Source organism: Pedobacter sp. ok626, assembly GCF_900100435.1.
Taxonomy (GTDB): domain Bacteria; phylum Bacteroidota; class Bacteroidia; order Sphingobacteriales; family Sphingobacteriaceae; genus Pedobacter.
The window spans coordinates 341677-361711 of sequence record NZ_FNEX01000005.1; the positions used below are offsets into that span (position 1 = coordinate 341677).

General features: G+C 41.6%; 12 protein-coding genes. 11 read left to right on the plus strand and 1 reads right to left on the minus strand.

Features of this window, described 5'->3' with window-relative positions; genetic code table 11:
* Window positions 1-6: 6 nt before the first annotated feature.
* Window positions 7-876: an AraC family transcriptional regulator gene (locus BLS35_RS09765; RefSeq protein ID WP_090780315.1), complete on the minus strand. Its 870-nt coding sequence runs from the start codon at window positions 874-876 to the stop codon at window positions 7-9.
* A 165-nt stretch (window positions 877-1041) separates the two neighbouring features.
* On the opposite strand from BLS35_RS09765, the gene BLS35_RS09770 reads away from it, so the two are divergent.
* The 11 genes from BLS35_RS09770 to BLS35_RS09820 all read left to right on the plus strand — a co-directional run bounded on the left by BLS35_RS09770 (window position 1042) and on the right by BLS35_RS09820 (window position 20029).
* On the plus strand, window positions 1042-3957 hold the full coding sequence (locus BLS35_RS09770; protein WP_090780317.1) for a PVC-type heme-binding CxxCH protein: 2916 nt from the start codon (window positions 1042-1044) through the stop codon (window positions 3955-3957).
* 26 nt (window positions 3958-3983) lie between these two features.
* Entirely contained in the window at window positions 3984-5528 is a 1545-nt protein-coding gene (locus BLS35_RS09775; RefSeq protein ID WP_090780319.1) for an MFS transporter, read from the plus strand.
* A gap of 2 nt (window positions 5529-5530) precedes the next feature.
* Window positions 5531-6394, plus strand: coding sequence for a sugar phosphate isomerase/epimerase family protein (locus BLS35_RS09780; protein ID WP_090780321.1), 864 nt, complete (start codon window positions 5531-5533; stop codon window positions 6392-6394).
* Window positions 6394-7503 (plus strand): Gfo/Idh/MocA family protein, encoded by a 1110-nt coding sequence (locus BLS35_RS09785; protein ID WP_090780324.1) that lies wholly within the window; start codon window positions 6394-6396, stop codon window positions 7501-7503. The genes BLS35_RS09780 and BLS35_RS09785 overlap by 1 nt, the downstream gene beginning before the upstream one ends.
* 172 nt (window positions 7504-7675) lie before the next feature.
* Window positions 7676-9355, plus strand: coding sequence for a PAS domain S-box protein (locus tag BLS35_RS09790; protein WP_090780327.1), 1680 nt, complete (start codon window positions 7676-7678; stop codon window positions 9353-9355).
* Window positions 9356-9436: 81 nt separating this feature from the next.
* Window positions 9437-10024, plus strand: a complete 588-nt coding sequence (locus BLS35_RS09795; protein ID WP_132225962.1) for an RNA polymerase sigma-70 factor — start codon at window positions 9437-9439, stop codon at window positions 10022-10024.
* A gap of 69 nt (window positions 10025-10093) precedes the next feature.
* Entirely contained in the window at window positions 10094-11233 is a 1140-nt protein-coding gene (locus BLS35_RS09800; protein WP_090780332.1) for a FecR family protein, read from the plus strand.
* Between the two features lie 231 nt (window positions 11234-11464).
* On the plus strand, window positions 11465-15004 hold the full coding sequence (locus tag BLS35_RS09805; RefSeq protein WP_254778794.1) for a SusC/RagA family TonB-linked outer membrane protein: 3540 nt from the start codon (window positions 11465-11467) through the stop codon (window positions 15002-15004).
* A gap of 8 nt (window positions 15005-15012) precedes the next feature.
* The gene (locus tag BLS35_RS09810; RefSeq protein WP_090780337.1) at window positions 15013-16524 is read left to right on the plus strand and encodes a RagB/SusD family nutrient uptake outer membrane protein; all 1512 of its coding nucleotides are present in this window, start codon (window positions 15013-15015) and stop codon (window positions 16522-16524) included.
* 31 nt (window positions 16525-16555) lie between these two features.
* The gene (locus tag BLS35_RS09815; protein ID WP_132225961.1) at window positions 16556-17506 is read left to right on the plus strand and encodes a zinc-binding metallopeptidase; all 951 of its coding nucleotides are present in this window, start codon (window positions 16556-16558) and stop codon (window positions 17504-17506) included.
* Between the two features lie 78 nt (window positions 17507-17584).
* The gene (locus tag BLS35_RS09820) at window positions 17585-20029 is read left to right on the plus strand and encodes a zinc-dependent metalloprotease (RefSeq protein WP_090780341.1); all 2445 of its coding nucleotides are present in this window, start codon (window positions 17585-17587) and stop codon (window positions 20027-20029) included.
* Window positions 20030-20035 lie beyond the last annotated feature (6 nt).

Sequence of the window (20035 nt, forward strand, 5' to 3'; positions counted from 1 at the left end):
AATTTATCAAATACTTGAGAACTGATTTTTATATTCCGATGGTCTTTTGTTCATAACTTCCTTAAACTGTTTGTTGAAATTGGACAGTGTAGTAAATCCAGACTCATAGGAAATTAAAGATACAGGCATGTCAGTTTCTATCAATAGTTTACAGGCGTACTTGATACGTAACTCCATAATAAACTTGGAAAATGTCCTGTTATTCCTCATCGAAAAATACCTGCTGAACGAAGAAGAAGTCATGCACAACATTTCTGCCAGTTCCGGCAAGAAAATTTTGCTCCTAAAGTTTGCCAGTGCATATTCGTAGACTTTGTTCATGCGGTCGGTCTCATTCTCATTAACAGGGTCGCTATATTCTGTATGTGAGATGTAATGATAGGTTTTCGAATTTGCCAATACCTGGAGGATCTTGAGTAGTTGGATTAAGCTCTCTAATCCATTCATAAGCATGAGCTCCTTCATCATACGAGTCACCAGGTCTTTGCACTCCCCGTAGAACTCCAATCCTCTGGCCGATTTTTTAAATAGCTTTTTGACTAGCAGCATTTCTTCCTTTTGCATCATCTGTTCACCCATAAAGTTTTCCTGCAAGTAGATAACAATCCCTTGAATACTCAATTGGCTATCCTTTTTGAAATAAGCCTCATCACTTCGCCAAAGATGTGGCAGATTTGCACCTGTGAATACCAGGTCTCCATGTTCGAATGATTTAATACTATCGCCGATAAATCTAGTCCCTGTACCTTCTAAAACCACAAATAACTGGTACTCGCAATGCGAATGCCAAACTGGATCAAAATGTTTGTCCTCCAGTTTTTTGATGATAAACATTTGTGTTTCCGGGATAGTAGATTTTTGAATAGCTGCTTTCATATTCGACACAATAATAGTAGTAAATCCTTTTTGTTGACATGCTAATCGTTAAATGTAATAAATCGATTGATAAAATACAGTCAGTATTGGGCAAAAAAGTAGAAGGCATTGTAAGCTTATTTCTAGAGATTAGCTTTTGAATGCTAACCAAAATAAACACACACAATGAATAAGTACTTTGCGATAGGCATTATTTGTCTGGCCGCGTTGTTCAGCTTAAGAGCTAGTTTGATAAAAGATACACAATCACGACGACTGGAAATCTTGCTCCTGGGTCATGACAGCCAACATCATAATTCCGAGAAATTTGCTGAAATCATTTCTCAGGAATTCTTTAAAAATGGAATTAATATTTCCTATACAACGAATGTAAATGATTTGAATACAGAAAACCTGTCTAAATACGACGGCCTAATGATCTATTCAAACCATGAGCAAATCACAGCGACGCAGGAAAAGGCCCTTTTGGATTATGTGAAAGGCGGTAAAGGATTTATTCCTGTTCATTGTGCATCCTTTTGTTTCCAAAACTCTGCCGCTTATATTGATATGGTAGGTGGACAATTTAAAACCCATAAAACAGGTGATTTTTCTGCAACAATTGTAGATGCCCAACATCCCGTTATGGAAGGCATAACGTCGTTTAGTACCTGGGACGAAACTTATGTACACGATAAGATTGCCAAAGATATTCATGTACTTACGGAGAGAGTAGAAGGGGATCTTCATGAGCCTTATACCTGGGTTAAGAACTATGGTAAAGGCAAAGTATTTTATACCGCTTATGGCCATGACGAACGCAGCTGGAAAAATCCATCCTTCCTTAAATTACTGGAAAATGGAGTACTATGGGCAGTAAATGATGAGGCAAAAAAGGAATGGGAAAAAATATCTAAACCTGCTCCGGAATACACGGATGCTAAACTTCCAAATTATGAAAAAAGACCTGGTGGCTTTAAATTACAGGCAGCCCTGAATCCTGCGGAATCTCAATTGATGACCCAGGTCCCGGTCGACTTTAAGTTAGAGTTATTTGCTTCGGAGCCTGATATATTGAAACCAATTGCCATGGCTTGGGACGAGCGTGGTAGGTTATGGATCGTAGAGACAGTTGACTATCCGAATACCGTTAGAGATGTTAAGGGCGAAGGGCATGATAGGATCAAAATTTGCGAGGATACAGATGGAGATGGCAAGGCTGATAAATTTACCATTTTTGCAGACAAGTTAAATATCCCGACTGGTATTGTTTTCGCTAAGGGAGGCGTCATTGTTGCTCAGGCACCTGATTTCATTTTCCTGAAAGATACGGATGGGGACGACAAGGCTGATATCAGGGAAACGATTATAAGTGGGTGGGGTACATTTGATACTCATGCCGGTCCTTCAAGTCTGCATTATGGATTTGATAATAAAATCTGGGGTACAGTAGGCTACTCAGGGTATAATGGAACCGTTGGCGGTAAAGCAACAAAATTTGGTCAGGGAGCCTTCCGTTTTGATAGTGACGGAAAAAACCTAGAGTATCTGGGTGGTACCAGTAACAACACCTGGGGATTGGGATTCTCTGAAAACAATGATGTATTCCTCTCTACAGCAAACAATACCCATAGTGCTTTTTTAGGTATTCCGAGCACTTACCTTAATAAAATTGGTGCTCCGGTTAACGAGGCAATTGATAAGATAGATGGGCACTATGCTATGCATGTTGTGACCAAAAACCTACGTCAGGTAGATGTTTTCAACGGATTTACCGCTGCGGCAGGACATAACCTCTATACAGCCAGAAACTTTCCTAAAGCTTACTGGAACCGGATTGCTTTCGTGAATGAACCAACCGGACGTGTTGTACACCAGGCAATACTGGAACCTTCGGGATCAGGATTTAAAGAAAAGGACGGCTGGAACCTGGTAGCTAGTGCAGATGAATGGTTTGGCCCTGTGCAAACTGAGGTTGGTCCCGATGGCGCTGTTTGGGTTCTTGATTGGTACAACTTCATTATCCAGCATAATCCAACTCCTCCCGGTTTTGAAAATGGTAAAGGAAATGCTTACGTCAATCCACTGAGAGATCGCGTACATGGACGAATCTACAAAGTAGTGTATAAGAAGGCCAAGCCGTCGTCAATAAAATCGCTTGACAAAAATGATTCGAAATCCCTATTGAATGGTTTGCAAAGCGATAATTTATTCTGGCGTATGACTGCGCAAAGGTTGATTGTTGAGAAAGGTGATAAAACGTTGGCTCCAGATCTGTACAAAATGATTGGAGATGCTAAAGTAGACGAATTGGGTATTAATGCGCCAGCTATACATGCCTTATGGACATTATATGGCTTGGGTATGTATGCCACATCTGAAGCTTTTCTAGTTGCAGTACATGCCTTACATCATCCTTCCGCGGGAGTTCGAAAAGCAGCATTACAGGTACTCCCTAACAATTCTGCTACGCTGGCTGCGATTCACGGAGCAGGCCTGTTAAAGGATAGAAATCTAAATACACGTCTGGCTGCATTTTTAAGAATTGCTGATCTGCCATTATCGCCATCACTTGCAAACGAGCTGATCGCTGCACAAAAGGATTCAATAAACAATGGCGATAGATGGATTAAAGAAGCGCTTAAAATTACAATTTCAAAACATGTTAAAGCTATTAATGCGTCCAAAATACCAATTGCAAAACCTGTAGTTAAAGCGAAAGCAGATCAGGTAGTCATCATAAAACCTATTGTAAATGCAATGAAGTTTGATAAAAAAAACTTTACTGTAAAAGCCGGGACGACGGTTGAGCTGGTGTTCGATAATATTGATTTTATGCAGCACAATTTGCTCATCCTTAAAAAAGGAAGCATGGACAAAGTAGGTGCAGCCGCAGATAAAATGGCACAGGACCCTAAAGGTGCAGCAATGCAATATGTACCTAAAATGCCTGAAGTATTGTTTTACACACCATTGGTAAATCCGGAAGCGAAGTTCAAATTGAGGTTTAAAGTGCCGGATGTACTGGGCGATTACCCATATATCTGCTCCTTTCCGGGGCACTGGAGAATTATGAATGGCGTAATGAAAGTAATAAAATAACCAAAATATAACCTAACCAACTCACCATGTCAAAAGTTAGTTATGAAAGTACAGGAAATCAGCCTGTTCCGGATATGAAACTCTTTTATGTATGTTTTATATCATTGGTCACCACTGCATTTGGATTTATCCTGAGAGCATTGATTTTACCTCAATGGGGTATCGACTTCAATTTAACCCAAACTCAGCTAGGGGAAATAGCCGGGGTGGGTTTGTGGCCTTTTGCCATCAGTATCGTGCTTTTTAGTTTAGTCATAGATAAAATAGGCTATAAAACTGCCATGATATTTGCTGTGGTATGTCATATATCCTCAGCATTTCTGACCATATTTGCTAATGGATACTGGATGTTGTATCTGGGCTCTTTCATTGTGGCAATTGGTAATGGTACTGTTGAAGCGGTAGCCAATCCGGTAGTGGCTACCATGTTTCCCAAACAAAAGATCAAATGGCTTAGCATCCTTCACGCAGGATGGGCAGGTGGCTTAGTCTTGGGAGGTGTAATGGCATTGACTTTAGGTGTTGAAACTAGATGGGAATACAAAATTGCCCTGATCTTAATCCCGACACTCATCTATGGTATAATGACACTTGGCCGTAAGTTTCCTTTAAATGAGAGGGTTCAGGCTGGCGTGTCTTATAAAGAGATGCTTCAGGAAGTAGGGGCAGGTGGAGCACTGATTATTGTCGCACTGATTATCTTTCAACTTGGTGCCGTATTCGGTTGGTCTATTCCTACCAATGTAATAATTACCCTGTTGATTACGGGAGGATTTTGGTATTACACCAGAAGCTTCGGCCGTCCTTTGTTTATCATTCTACTGTTGGTGATGATTCCACTGGCTACTACAGAATTGGGTACAGATAGTTGGATTACTGATCTGATGACTCCGGAAATGACCAAAATCGGACTTCAAGCTGGTTGGGTACTCGTCTATACCTCAGCAATCATGTTTGTATTGAGGTTTTTTGCCGGTCCACTCGTCCATAAAATTTCCTCATTGGGCTTGTTGTCATTATGCTCCGGAGTTGCTGTAATTGGCTTATATATGCTTTCTGCATCTACAGGAATTATGATACTCATAGCTGCAACCATTTATGGATTAGCTAAATCTTTCTTTTGGCCTACCATGTTGGGACTCGTTTCAGAACAATTTCCTAAAGGGGGGGCGCTGACCTTAAATATTACCGGTGGACTAGGAATGATTGCAGCAGGCGTAATCGGTGCAGGAATTCTTGGTTTTATCCAGGATAAATCTGTAGATCGGAAAATTGCACAATATGATGTCGTAAACAACACGGTTATCCATAATACCTATGTAACAGAAAAGAAAACCAGTTTATTTGGCGACTACGAAGGGTTGGACCAAACTAAGCTTTCAGGAGCAAGTCCTGAAGATCAGCACACTGTAACTGCCATACGTGATGGCGCAAAGAAAGAAGCCCTTCGCTACATTGTCATCTTTCCGTTAATCATGTTAGGTAGCTATCTTTTGTTGATGCTGTATTTTAGGTCAAAAGGAGGATATAAGGTTGTTCTATTAGAAAATCGAACGACACAGGAGAATTAAGTATGTCAATAAATATAAAATATGGAGCAAGTACCTGGTTGTGGACTTCTCCATTCCAGACCTCGTCTGTCGAAGAACTATTTTCTAAAATTTCGGCGCTCGGATTTGATGCGGTAGAGATTGCGGTCGAAGATCCATCCCTTATTGACGTAGAGACGGTACGTTTATCGCTTCAAAAATATAAGTTAAAGGCAGTTGTTTGTGGTGCTTTTAGTACTGCTCGTGATCTGACCAGTGAAGATTCTGATGTCCAGCGAAACTGCCTTAAGTACATTGAAACCTGCCTGGATTTATGCGTCTCCTGGGGTGTTTCCATTTTCGCTGGACCAATGTATTCTGCCGTAGGGAAAGCCAGGATGGTGCCGCCGGAACAACGAGAAAGGGAATGGAAGCTAGCAGTTGCTAACCTCCAAATTGCATCTGAAATGGCCGAGCGTAGGGGAGTATACCTTGCCATAGAACCGCTTAACCGATTTGAGTCGGATCTGGTAAACACTGCCGAAGATGTAGTGCGCCTGGTAAAGGATATTAACCATCCTTCCGCTGGAATATTGCTTGACGGATTTCACATGGCCATAGAGGAAAGGAATATAGAAAGTGCGATTAGGTTGGCTGGTGATCAGCTGTTGCACTTGCAGGTCTCTGAGAATTACAGGGGATCACCTGGAACAGGGCAAACACCATGGGATGCCTATAGGGCGGGACTAGAAGCTATAAACTACCAGGGCATAGTCTCGATAGAAAGTTTTACGCCAGCTAATCAGGATTTAGCAGCAGCCGTATGTATCTGGCGTCCATTTGCTAATAGTCAGGATGATTTTGCCAGAGAAGGACTTGAATTTTTAAAATCACATTTCAATAAATAATGGAGCAAAGAAAAATAAATATTGCCATAGTAGGCCTCGGTTTCGGTGCGGAGTTCATACCGATTTATCAGAAACATCCCAACGCTAACATGTATGCCATTTGTCAAAGAGACATTGAGAAACTAAACAATATTGGGGATGCCTTTGGAATTGCTAAAAGGTATACCGACTATGATGAACTACTGAAAGATCCTGATATAGATGCGGTACATATCAATACGCCAATTCAAAATCATGCTGAGCAGTCGTTGAAAGCACTTAGAGCTGGTAAACATGTAGCCTGTACTGTTCCTATGGCCACAACTATAGAAGAGTGCAGACAAATTGTAGCAGCGGTTCAAGAAACCGGACTAACATATATGATGATGGAAACGGTGATTTACAGTCGCGAATTTTTATTTGTAAAGGAGCTTTACGAAAGTGGTGAGCTAGGCAAACTACAATTTTTACGGGCTTCACACCAGCAGGAAATGGCTGGGTGGCCAGGGTATTGGGAAGGTTTGCCTCCAATGCATTATGCTACACACTGTGTTGCCCCTGTTCTGGCACTAGCCAAAGCCGATGCCGAATATGTATCTTGCTTTGGTTCAGGAACAATTGATGCACATCTGATCCCTAAATATGGATCTCCTTTTGCTGTAGAAAGCTGTCATATTAAGTTTAAAGACTCAGATCTGGCAGCGGAAGTAACCAGGTCATTGTTCAATACTGCAAGACAATACAGGGAGAGTTTTGATGTTTATGCGTCGAAAAAGAGCTTCGAATGGACGCTGATAGAGCACGAGCATTCTGTGATCCATACTGGTGAAACCCCTGAAAAAGTAACTATCCCTGATTATGCACATTTGCTTCCAGAAGGGATCCAACACTTTACTACCGGTGGTGTATATGATGGAGATGACAATCAGCACTTGTCATTTATTCAGGGATCCGGGCACGGAGGATCTCATCCTCACCTGGTGCATGAGTTTATCTCGGCATTGACACAGGAGCGTGCACCTTTCCCAGATGCCAGGCAGTCGGCAAATATTACCTGTGTAGGTATACTTGCTCACGAAAGTGCGATGGAAGGCGGTATTAAAATAAAACTCCCAGACTTCACATTGTGAAGTACCCCGATACATGATGGCACCATCCTTGCATGTAATGATCAGGGAGTTGCCTTCACCAGTCATCTCCCCTAAAATGAACATCAAGAGCCCGTAACAATTAATCACTCCTTTTAACAAGAGATTAATTAAGCCAGCGCAAATTATTTTCACGGTGATTAGGAAATGTAATATGTTAACGCTAGAAAATGTAACATCTGTTTTTAGATCTTCACCAAATGGTTATATGGTGCTGTTACCCAACAAGCCTTATTTTACAATTGCAGCTGTAAACAAGCCCTTTCTCGATGTACTAAAGGCTAATCGTGCCGATCTCATTGGAAAAGGGATTTTTGAAACCATTTACCATAGGCCATCCATTTGGGGACCAAAGGGAATGAAAAGCCTCAAAAATGCATTGGAACATACAATGTCATCCAAGAAAGCCTCCAATTATAACGTTGCAGACTGGGAAATTAATACCTTTCCATTGTTGGATGAAGAAGAAAAGATAAAATTTATTGTTCACAATTTAATGGATAGCACTCCAGCAATAACTGATTACCACTATAGGATATCGGACATTCTGGAGAGTATTACGGATGGCTTTATCGCGCTGGATAGAGAATGGATGGTGACTTATTGGAATAAGGAGGCAGAGCGACTATTACTCATGCCGCGAGAGTACATGATAGGAAAAAATATCTGGGAGGTGTATGAGGATGCCATACCAACAAAGTTTTATTCCGAGTATCACCGGGCAGTTGATAAAAATATTTCAGTAAGGTTTGAAGAATATTTTTCTCGCTTAAATATTTGGATTGAGGTATCTGCATTTCCTTCTGATGAAGGTTTGTCGCTTTATTTTAGAGATATCACGGAAAGAAAACATGGAGAAGAACAGCTGCAGCGGGAAAAAGAAAAATATCTGGAACTGTTTAATTTAAGCCCCTTGCCCCAATGGGTGTTTGATATGGAAACCCTTCAGTTTTTAGATGTGAATAATGCCGCTGTTAAGCACTATGGTTATAGTAAAGACGAATTTCTTGAGATGACCATAAAAGACATCAGGCCGGCAACAGATGTTAAAGAGTTAGATGAAATACTAAAAGAGACGTTTCAGGCGGGGATATTCCCGGCGAGAATGGTAAGGCATCAAAAAAAATCCGGAGAACTCATGCATGTTTGTATAGAGGCCAACGCAGTAACTTTTGAAGGGAAGGCTGCTATGCTGGTACTGGCAATTGATTACACAGAAAAATTGAAATCTGAACATGCCCTGGCCGCAAGTGAGCAACGGTTTAAAGCACTCGTGCAGGATGGATCTGATTTAGTAGCTATACTTGATCCTGCCGGCAATTATAAATATGTTAGCCCTACCTCGAAATCTATTTTAGGAATAGATCCTGAACAGCTTATAGGAAAAAATGTATTTGACTTTATTCATAAAGATGATAAAGAAAAGGTCATTGCTGACTTTGCTTTGCTGAACGAACAAAAGAGGGTTAAAATTATGCCTTTCCGTTTCAAAGCTCTTAATGATCAATACCATTGGATAGAGACCATCATTACAGACTTGACAGAAGATCCGGTTGTTGCTGGTATCGTCGCCAATTCAAGAGATGTAACCCAGCGAATGGAAGAAGAACTCAAAACCCAGGATGGTATCGACCGTTTGAGGGAAATTGCCTGGATGCAGGCGCATGAAGTCAGGGCCCCTTTAGCCTGTGTGATGGGATTATCCAAAATTCTGTTGGATAATAATGAAGACGAGGGTTCTAAGAGGGAATCTTTGGAGCGTCTTATACGTTCGGCCGGAGAGTTGGATTCCATTGTCAGGGAAATCATAAAGAAAGCGGAAGATTTAAGTTGAACCATTTTACTCCCTATTTCTCTTTTTATTAATAATTGGTTAATCTTGTATTATAAATCTTCTTACATAGGTAAAGATATCATGATTAGCTACGACTCACTTTCTGAACAAGAACTTGTGGTTCTTTTAAGGGCTCATGATCATGCTGCGTTTACTGAAATTTATAAACGATTCTGGGATAAGATTTATGTGGTGGCTTGCCATCGTCTGGATAATGAATTGGAGGCTGAGGAGGTGGTTCAGGATGTTTTTTTCAGTGTATGGAAAAGAAAGGAAAGTTTGGAAATACAACATAGCCTTAATACTTACCTAAGCGCAGCGGTAAAATACCAAATCATCAACAGACAAACGCGGCAGTACAGAAAAGCGGCAGAAATTTCCGCCCATGTGTATGCCATATCTTCCGAAGAGGGGGTAGATAGCACCCAGTTATGGTTCTCTGAAAAAGAATTGAAACAACAACTCGATCATCATATCGACAAATTGCCGGAAAAATGCCGAATCATTTTTAAAATGAGTAGGAAATCGTATAAAAGCAATGCTGAAATCGCTAAAGAATTGGGCGTTTCTGAGAAAAATGTAGAAGCTCATATCACAAGGGCTATAAATACCTTGAAAAATAAGCTTGAAATAGGTATCCCACTGATTTTATATCTATTAAAAAAATAATTACATTTTTTTTAATAGAAATGTAGGGGGAAGTCTTTTTGTTGTGACTATATAGTAAATGTCATAACTGTGAATCATCAAAATCCTATATATTCTATACCTGAACTTGCTGATAAATGGCAAAGAGGAACAATCACGGCCGAAGAAAAGGCTCACTATGAACAATGGTATGCTTCATTTAATGATGAAGAGTTGTTCGTTGAAAATCCTACAGCTGAGCATCAGGAACAGCTTGCAGCGCGCCTATACACTAAAGTCATGCATCGGATTGATCATGATGAGCGGAAACCGCTGAAAATGAATTCATGGTCCAAGTGGTACAGCATTGCTGCTGTACTGATACTGATGTTGACCGGCTTGCTGGTATTTAATCGCTTGTCTGGGCCAGCGCCTGTAATCAGCCCAGGTAAAAACACAGCAATCTTAAAGCTGTCTGATGGCAAGGTAATTACACTTAGTGATCGAAAAAATGGAGTAGTAATAGATGCCGCTAAATTAACCTATAATGATGGTACTAACCTGAATGAGGCCGATGTACATTCCGATCCTAATACAAAAATGACTGTGAGTACCCCGAGGGGCGGAACTTATCAGGTTAGCCTGCCAGACGGGTCTAAAGTCTGGTTGAATGCAGCAAGTAGCCTTACTTTTCCTTCAAGTTTTGATGGTCTGACCAGTAGAAGGGTAGAGCTGAAAGGAGAAGCGTATTTCGAAGTTGAAAAATCTTATGGGATGAGCAAAGGGCATACTCAGCGACGCGCTTTTATTGTTGTCGCCAATAATCAGGAGATTGAGGTACTGGGTACCCATTTTAACGTAAAGAGCTATTCAGATGAACCTGGTGTGCGCACAACCTTGCTTGAAGGAAGTGTTAAAGTGATGACTGGCACGGATCGCAAAATTATTGCTCCGGGGCAACAAACTTTTAGTAATGGTAAAGGAATTGAAGTATCCAGCGTGAATGTGAGTGACGCGGTGGCCTGGAAGAATGGAAACTTCCAGTTTAATGATGAAAACATTGAAAACGTAATGCGGGCCATAAGTCGCTGGTATGATGTTGATATTGAATACCGGGGTACGATTACTAAAGAGAAGTTCGGTGGGACAATTTCAAGATCAAAACCAATTTCGGAGGTGCTTGCATCACTGGAGGAAACCGGATATGTTAAATTTAAAATTGAAGGGAGGAGGGTGATGATTATGCCATAATGCTACACATGATGGCCTGAACATAGAAACCGGGGAGTGAGTCGAAGCACCCCCGGTCGAAAGTATTGGGCCAAACTATAGATATAATTGCTTGAATCAACTTAACCACTAACCCAAACTTACATGCTCGTGCTTTTAAAGGCATGGTGCATGCTTCTCAAATATATGAAATATTCCATATTCTCAAGGGATAGGCTATGTGCGTATCCCCTAAGTCCAATAGTTCGAATAATGAAACTGACATTTATTCTGCTCGCTCTATTCGTTTTCCAGGTAAAGGCGACCACCTTTGGGCAGGTAGTAACCATTTCAAGATCTAATGCTAGTCTGATAGACATTTTTACGGAAATCAGAACACAGACAGGCTACGATTTTGTGTATACTTCTTCGCAAATCAAAGATGCAAAGCCGATCAGCATCAATGTGAAAAAAGTGCCCTTAAATGAAGTGCTCGCTATGTGTTTTGCCGGGCAGCCCTTTAATTACGCCCTTAAAAATAAAATGATCATTGTAAAGCGAAAAACGGATCTGACCAATTCGGACTTAGCTTTCCCGGTTAAAGTGATTTATCGCTTGGTAACAGGTACAGTACGTGATCAGAATAAACGGCCTATGCCAGGTGTGAATGTACTGTCGAAAGAACTGAATATTCGAACCACCACTGATAAAGACGGGCGCTATAGAATAGATGTCCCGGATCAGGCGCCAGCTACACTAATCTTCTCTTATATCGGTATGGTGACCAGGGAGGTAAGTTATAAAGGTGAATCTGTACTAGATGTGACCCTTCAGGAAACTGTAAAAGAAATGGAGGAAATGGTCATTACCGGTTACCAGATACTGAAAAAGAGTGATGTCGTTGGATCTACCGCTTCTGTCAAAGCAAAGGATTTGTACCTGAATGGTGTAAATACGATAGAACAGGCCCTGCAGGGTAAACTTGCTGGTGTGGTAGTGACCAATACCAGCGGTTTAACAGGTACCAGGCAAAGGGTTCGCGTCAGGGGAACTTCCACCTTAGTAGGAACTCAAGAACCCATCTGGGTAGTTGACGGGGTGATCCAGGAAGATCCATTGCCCTTTAATGCACAAACGTTGAACACAAACGGAGACATTAATCGCGACAACATTGATTTCATCAGAACATTCGTAGGAAATTCCATCCGATGGCTAAATCCTATGGATATTGAAGACATTACCGTGCTGAAAGATGCGGCTGCTACCGCTATCTATGGAGTCAGGGCTGCAAACGGGGTCATTGTAATCACCACAAAAAAAGGTCAGGTCGGCCCTCCTGTGATCAGTTATTCTACCAATTTCAGCACCACAGAAAAGGTAACTTATGATAAGCTGAATCTGATGAATTCCAAAGAGCGGGTAGCCGTATCAAAGGAAATATACAGCCGTGGACTGACTTCAACTTTTGTAAACAGCAACATTGGTTACGCTGGTGCGCTGAATGATTATCTGTACAAAAAAACAATATCTGCAGAGGAGTTTACCGCAAAGGTTAACGATCTCGAAACCGCAAATACTGATTGGTTTGATCTGATGTTTCGTAACCCGATTAGTACTAATCAGAACCTGAGCATATCTGGTGGAAATGCGAACACCAGGTATTATAGCTCTTTCGGATACAACAGCAATAAGGGGACCGCAATAGGCAATGACGCTTCTGGTTTTACCGGCAATTTATCAGTGAGTTCTCAGTTGTCTAAGAAATTTAACATCTCCGCACGTTTATCAGCCTCAAAAAATAAAACGAATGGATTTTATGTGATAGATCCTTATGCATACGCCAAGGAAATCAACCGTGCCATACGTGCTTACACGCCAAGTGAGGAGTTGAATTTTTACCTGAATAAAAGTGGTTATTTATTCAATATGATCAATGAGCGTGACAATACAGGCAACGTAAATAATGTCTTGTCTGCAAACGCAAGCATTAACGCTTCTTACGAAATTATCCCAGGATTGAGGTTGCAAAGTTTATTCAGCTACAATGCCACATCTACTGTTGGGGAAGCCTTTGCTACAGAAAAATCGGAATATATTGCCCGTACCTACCGGTTTTTTGAATACGGACAGTACAAAGCTACGGATGCTGGTTATAAAGTAAGTAAAATGCCGATAGGCGGAGAATATATTTTAGACCAGAATAATGGCAATTCCTGGAGCTGGCGCAATAGCTTGTCTTATAGCAAGGTCTTTAATAAAAAGCATGTTGTCTCCTTTATGCTGGGTGAAGAAACCGTCAGTACAAGGTATTTAGGCTATTCAAATACCTCATTGGGTTATTTGAGATACAGGGGCAAATCATTTGCTGCCTTGCCTGCGACTACCTCATTGGGAACAATTACTACTATTAGTGATTTACCAACCAAGTTCTCGCCTAAAGTTACAGACCGGCTCACCAATACAATGGGCCTATACCTTACTTCCAGTTATTCCTATGATAGCCGTTACGTTGTAAATATGAGCGTCCGTAATGACAGGTCCAACCGGTTCGGTCAGTTCACCAATGAAAAGTTTAACCCGGTGTGGGCAGGTGGTTTAAGATGGAACATGGCAAACGAAAAATGGTTTGAAAAGAGTTACTGGTTGTCTAACTTAAGTGTAAGCGGAACCTTTGGTTACCAAAGAAATATCGCTAGTAATGTCGGCCCTGATTTGATTATTAAAATTCCAACAGGTGCGACAGCAAACAATACAGATACCTTTACCGGAGAATCATTGCTGACCATCAGTTCGCTGCCTTATGCGGATTTACGCTGGGAGGAAAACTCCAGTATGAATCTTGGTTTGGACTTTAGTTTGTTCAACAGCAAGGTTTCCGGCTCATTTCAATATTATGAAAAGCGAGGCAGGGAACTGATTACCACTTTAGCTGTGCCGAGCGAGTATGGAATACCCAGCATGTTGGTAAACGGGGGGGCGATGAAAAATACAGGTTATGAAGTATCGGCTAGTTTTGTGCCGGTGCGAACTAAAAATTTTACCTGGGGCCTAAGTTTAAATACGTCTAAAAATAACAATACCATCACTAAAACAGGCGCGCAATTGCTAAGCTGGAAAACCGCTGCGTCGGGGGCAATAAATAAAGTTGGGCAGCCTGTCTCTGGTTTTTATGCCTTCAGATATACCGGGATTAATCCCGTAAACGGTTACCCGATGATTGATCTTTCTGTTCCGCCCGGTGCCGATCCTAAAGATCCTACCTCTTTTATGACTTATGTAGGTAAACTTGACCCTGATTTTACTTCAGGCGTAGGCATCAACCTAAGGTATAAAATGCTTACCCTTAATACTGGCCTTTACCTGCAGGTGGGGGGTAAAAAATTCCTTTCCCCCTTGTACGAACTCCCTCAAAACCTGCCTACGGAGTATCAGAACTTGTCGCGTCAGTTGCTTAACCGCTGGACGCCGACAAACCCAACAGGTACTGTTCCCGGCTTACCTGACAGTTCAGTGCCTACAGTAACTTTACCAAATGGAAGCGGAATTGGATCAAATGTATATGAAATGTACAATTTTAGTACCGATCGTGTAGTAAGCGCTTCCAGTTTAAGATGCAATAACATTGGTGTAAGTTATTCATTGCCAGAGCATTTAGTGAAACTTTTAAAATGTAAAAATGTTTTTATTGGCGGCGGGGTGAGCAATCCGTTTGCCATCAACAGCAAAGATTTTAAAGGCCTGGACGCAGAGGTAGCCTCAGGGCAACAACCCAGAACCAGGACCTATACCATCAATTTAAATTTAAGTTTATAACGAAGGATATGAAACAACGTATGATATTTTGCCTGATACTGTTAACCACCGTATTGGGTTCCTGTAAAAAATTCCTCGCTGAGTACAGTCAGGATGAAATGAGGCCTGGTTCAACTGAAGATCTTGCCGCTTTAATGTACAGCGACGCCTATCCTTACCTGCAATCCATGGATAGTTTTGATTTGCTGACAGACGATGTACAGAATAACGGACTGGCTGTTGTAAACGGTGTTCAGGTAGCAAATTATATCGCCCCCTTCACTGCCGGAACACCTATTTATACATTCGATCCAAGTATGTTTGACGCCAACAATACCATTCCGGGCTTTGCGAATATATACCAGATCTGTTATAATAAAATTAAAGGCTGTAACGTGGTGATGGACCACTTGAATAAGGTTAGCGGCACAGAACAAGCCAAAAACGCCATCAAGGGCCAGTGCTTGTTTTTACGGTCTTACTATTACTTCAAACTGGTAACCAATTATGGTTTGCCTTATACCGCACCCGGGGTTAATCCGGAAACCAACCTCGGCGTTCCCTTGGTACTGTCTAGTTTGGTAAGTGACGGCGGCTTAGCAAGAAATACGCTTAAACAAACCTACGATCAGATAGAGAAAGATTTATTGGAAGCCGCAACCTTATTGAGAGAAAGTTATATACCTCCCAGTTCCTATCGGATTGGTGCTATCGCAGCAAATGCGCTATTGTGCCGTTTCTACTTATATCGGGGCCTGGATACAGATCAGGATAAAGTGATCAGTCTGGCTAATACAGTACTGGCAGAACGGAGTACACTAACCCCGCTGTCAACATTTTTTACCGCAAATAATTCCTTTACTCAAACAGGAATCTTTGATCCCGCAAATACCGAAGTATTGTGGGTATATGGTGGCAACAATAGAAATGACAGTTATTTCCCTTTACTGGCAAGTTTGTCGACTCCCCCGTATACAGCCTCCACCGCACTTGCTTCTCAATATGAACAAGGGCCAGGCACCACAAATTATGGGGATTTGAGGTACCAGATGTATTTTACCAAATATACCAACGGGGGTACATTTTTATATTTTTCGGCTAAATCAACCGCTACCATAACAGCATCGGGATCAAGAGGTTTTAGGTTGTCAGAAATCTATCTCAACCGGGCGGAAACATTAATCAAGCGCTTTATAAAGAATGGAAATGCGGCAGATCGTATACAGGCGCTTTCAGATCTGAATTATCTGAGGTCAAACAGATATGATACCCGTAATACAACCTATACTCCGGTTTCCATCACGGACGGCGCGGCATTGTATACATTTTACCAGCAGGAACGCAGAAGGGAACTGGCTTTGGAAGACGGGCACAGATGGCAGGACATCAGAAGATGGGCGATCCCGGTTACGCACGTTTACACCAGCGCAGATGGCGTAAGCAGCACATTTACACTTCCGGCGAATAGTCCGCTATATGCACTGCCTATTCCTTATACGGCACTAGCAACAAATGTTGACCTGCAACAAAACGCAAGATAACCGACTTGTTTTACTTAAATTTTAACTAACAATGAAAGTATATATTTTAGGCCTCCTGGTGCTTTGCACAATGCTGACTTTAAATTCCTGTAAAAAATCTGAAGAAATACTAACGCCTTCAGACAATACAATTGAATTGTATTCTTTACCACAGGGTAATGCTGCGTTCGACCAAAATATCGTAGATTACTATGGTAAATACGGTGCATACATGCTGTACAAGTTTACAGAGAAAGATGCCTACTGGACACCCACAGCCTTCAAAAAGCCTGCTCAAATCGTTCCTGGTGGTTTATGGAGTCCCGGTGCGGAAGTCGAAGCTTCAGATCCAGCTTATATTCCTGCCCAGCTTGCCCTTATTCAAAGCAAATGGTTTGGATTTTATACCGATAAATTTTTGAAGAAATTTCTTCCAACTAAAATCCTGCTTTGTAGAAGGGTGGATTCTATTAGTAACAGTTTTGTTTTTGGCGGACCTACAGTAGTTTATGTTAAGCAAGCTAAAAAGGTTCCTGCATTTTACAATTATGATAACATTCAGGTCAATTACGGAGATGCAACTGTAAATACCATGACCGCCGCAGAGCAAAGGTTATTTATCTACAAAACAAACCTGATTTTTGTTCAAAGCATGATGGCAAGGGGATTAACTGTACCCACCACAGAGTTTGCCACCAGTGCAGATTATGTAACCGCAATGACTACCTACGCACAATCGTATGGAAAAGGAATCATTGTTCCTTATAATGCCGCTTCCGCCCAAGCGGATTGGAATGCTTATATGACTGCAATGGTTACCTATTCTACCGTTCAGCTAAATGCCCCTACAACAATTACGGACTCAACGCCAATAGGTATCCTTGGTGCAACCAAAGACACGAATAGTCAGATAAAAAAGCGCTATAACATTGTCAGAAATTATTATATCAACGAGTACGGGGTAGATTTGCAATTGATAGGAAACGCAACAAGAGGACTTTAATACACCTATATAAATCGCATCTGGAGTGTGGTGCCTGATTGAAGTGCATCCACTCCTGATCTATCATTAAATACACATATGAAGCCTATAAAAAAAATATTCCTCAGCCTTGGGCTGACGGTAACAGCATTTTTTTGTGCGAATGCGCAGACAGAAGTAAAGGTGCCGACTATAAGTTCCTTTACTAAACCTGCCGCAAAACAATACAAAGGAATGTTTAATGTACTTGTACAAGACGATAAGTACTTCATCGAAATTCCCGATCAGTTACTGGGACGTGACATCCTCACCAGCATCACCATCATCAGGGGCTCTGCACAGCGTAAACGAAATCCTGCTATGCGTTATGGCTTTGCCGGAGATGCGGTTAATGACCGGGTGATCCATTTTAGTAAGGGTATCAATGGAAAAATGAACCTCATCGCTCCTGAATTTGAAATGGAAACAGATACCATGAGCATGCATTTTAATGCGCTTAAAGCGAAATTAGTGCCGAGTCTGCTAGCCTTTGAAATAGTGGCTACTGGAAATGCAAGCTCCCTTATTGACATCACCAATTTGTTTTCTGGCGACAATGACTTGTTTTCGCTAAAAGGGGCTGCAGTTGACTTGAAATTAGGTGCTTTTGAACCTCAGAAATCAAAGATTCTTGGTGTAAGCGCATTTGAAAACAATGTGATTTTCCGCTCTATAAAGAGTTACGGTGAAGCTGCAGCAACGCCGGGACCGCCTTCTCCAACAGGGAAGCCGGCAAAAAAAGAAGAAACAAACCCAACTATGTGGGAAGTTGGAGCTTCCTGGTTTCTGTTGCCAGAAGTACCTATGGCAAGAAGATTTGCAGATAAAAGGATTGGCTACTTTCAGACGGGGTTAAAAAATTATGACGATAATGCTAAAAAAAATGAATATACAATTGTGGCAAACAGGTGGCGTATCGAGCCTAAGCCAGAAGATTTTCAGAAATTTAAGAATGGAGAACTGGTAGAACCTGCAAAACCCATTGTATTTTACATCGATCCTAATACGCCTGCTTACCTGATCCCTTATATGATTGAGGGGGTAAATGCGTGGCGAAAAAGTTTCGAAAAAATTGGCTTTAAAAATGCCATTACAGGCAGGTTGGCTCCAACCACAACCGAAGATCCGGATTATACCATGGAGGATGCAAGGTACTCTTACATATCTTACAAGCCGTCTGAAATGGCCAATGCCTATGGTCCACAAATTGTAGATCCTCGCTCAGGGGAGATCCTTAGTTCTCACATTGCTGTTTTCCACAATATTCAGGAACTGCTGCAGCGCTGGTATTTCTCTATGTGTGCCGTCACAGATCCCGGAGCACGTAAAATTCCTATGGATAAATCACTCATGGGTAAGCTCATCAAGAACGTGATTACCCATGAAGTTGGGCATACCCTGGGCCTTAGGCACAATTTTGCAGGGAGTTCATCCTATTCGGTAGATAGCATTCGCAACAGGGATTTTGTACGTAAAAATAGTTTCGGGCCATCTGTAATGGATTATATGCGCTTTAACTATGCTGCCCAGCCAGAAGATAAGATGACACCCACCGACCTACTTCCGGTTATTGGGGTATATGATGAGTATGCCATTGAATGGGGCTATAAATTTATGCCCGATAAAGATGCAAACGCTGCGGCTGAATACCTTACCTCATGGGTCTCGGAAAAAAGAAAAGACCCACGGTTCTTTTACTTCGAGGAAGGCGACTTTTTCGATCCGAGGGTGCAGAGTGAAGATATTGGAGATAACAATATGAAGGCGAACGCACTCGGTGTGGAAAACCTTAAGAGAACTATGGCCAACCTTAACAAATGGGGAGCAGGTGAGGACAACTCGTACCAAACATTGAGGTCAATGTATCGTGCTGTGCAAGGCAGGTACTATCAATACCTGCAACACGTAGTGAAAAATATTGGCGGCGTGCTTGCAGATAATGCTTTGCGGTCGGAGAATAAGAGTAATTATGTAGCGGTAAGCCGTATCCAGCAAGAAGAAGCCATGGACTATTTAAAAAAATACATGTTTATAGAACCAAAATGGCTATACCCTGAAGATGTGATGGCAAAAACTAAATTTAGTTTTGATACGGATGTTGAGGAGAGTTACAACGACCTGCTCGGCCGATTAATGTCTAAGTACTCTGCCTTGTCGAGGGTAGAAAATATTACCGGGGATAACGATTATACCGCTGCAGGTTTTTTAACAGATCTGCATCGCGCTATTTTCAAAGACATCGAAAATGGAAAAGCGATATCGCGCTACGACAGGATGCTGCAGCGGTCGTTTCTGAATTCCCTGCTTAGGCATGTAGATTATCCAGGTGCGTTTCCAAATAACGTCGACTTAAAAATGACCGAATTGCTACTCATTACCTCAAAAAAAGCTGAAGATGCTGCGGCTCTTCAAACCGACTTTATTTCTAAAAGTCACCTTACTGCCATTGCAAACATGGTGAAAGTCTGGAACACTGGAAAGAATGATGCTTATCTAATTAAATAACCTATA

Bases quoted from the DNA above. Each gene is read 5' to 3' on its own strand.
- BLS35_RS09765 (WP_090780315.1), bottom strand. From the start codon at position 876: ATGAAAGCAGCTATTCAAAAATCTACTATCCCGGAAACACAAATGTTT.
- BLS35_RS09770 (WP_090780317.1), top strand. From the start codon at position 1,042: ATGAATAAGTACTTTGCGATAGGCATTATTTGTCTGGCCGCGTTGTTC.
- BLS35_RS09775 (WP_090780319.1), top strand. From the start codon at position 3,984: ATGTCAAAAGTTAGTTATGAAAGTACAGGAAATCAGCCTGTTCCGGAT.
- BLS35_RS09780 (WP_090780321.1), top strand. From the start codon at position 5,531: ATGTCAATAAATATAAAATATGGAGCAAGTACCTGGTTGTGGACTTCT.
- BLS35_RS09785 (WP_090780324.1), top strand. From the start codon at position 6,394: ATGGAGCAAAGAAAAATAAATATTGCCATAGTAGGCCTCGGTTTCGGT.
- BLS35_RS09790 (WP_090780327.1), top strand. From the start codon at position 7,676: ATGTTAACGCTAGAAAATGTAACATCTGTTTTTAGATCTTCACCAAAT.
- BLS35_RS09795 (WP_132225962.1), top strand. From the start codon at position 9,437: ATGATTAGCTACGACTCACTTTCTGAACAAGAACTTGTGGTTCTTTTA.
- BLS35_RS09805 (WP_254778794.1), top strand. From the start codon at position 11,465: ATGAAACTGACATTTATTCTGCTCGCTCTATTCGTTTTCCAGGTAAAG.
- BLS35_RS09810 (WP_090780337.1), top strand. From the start codon at position 15,013: ATGAAACAACGTATGATATTTTGCCTGATACTGTTAACCACCGTATTG.
- BLS35_RS09815 (WP_132225961.1), top strand. From the start codon at position 16,556: ATGAAAGTATATATTTTAGGCCTCCTGGTGCTTTGCACAATGCTGACT.
- BLS35_RS09820 (WP_090780341.1), top strand. From the start codon at position 17,585: ATGAAGCCTATAAAAAAAATATTCCTCAGCCTTGGGCTGACGGTAACA.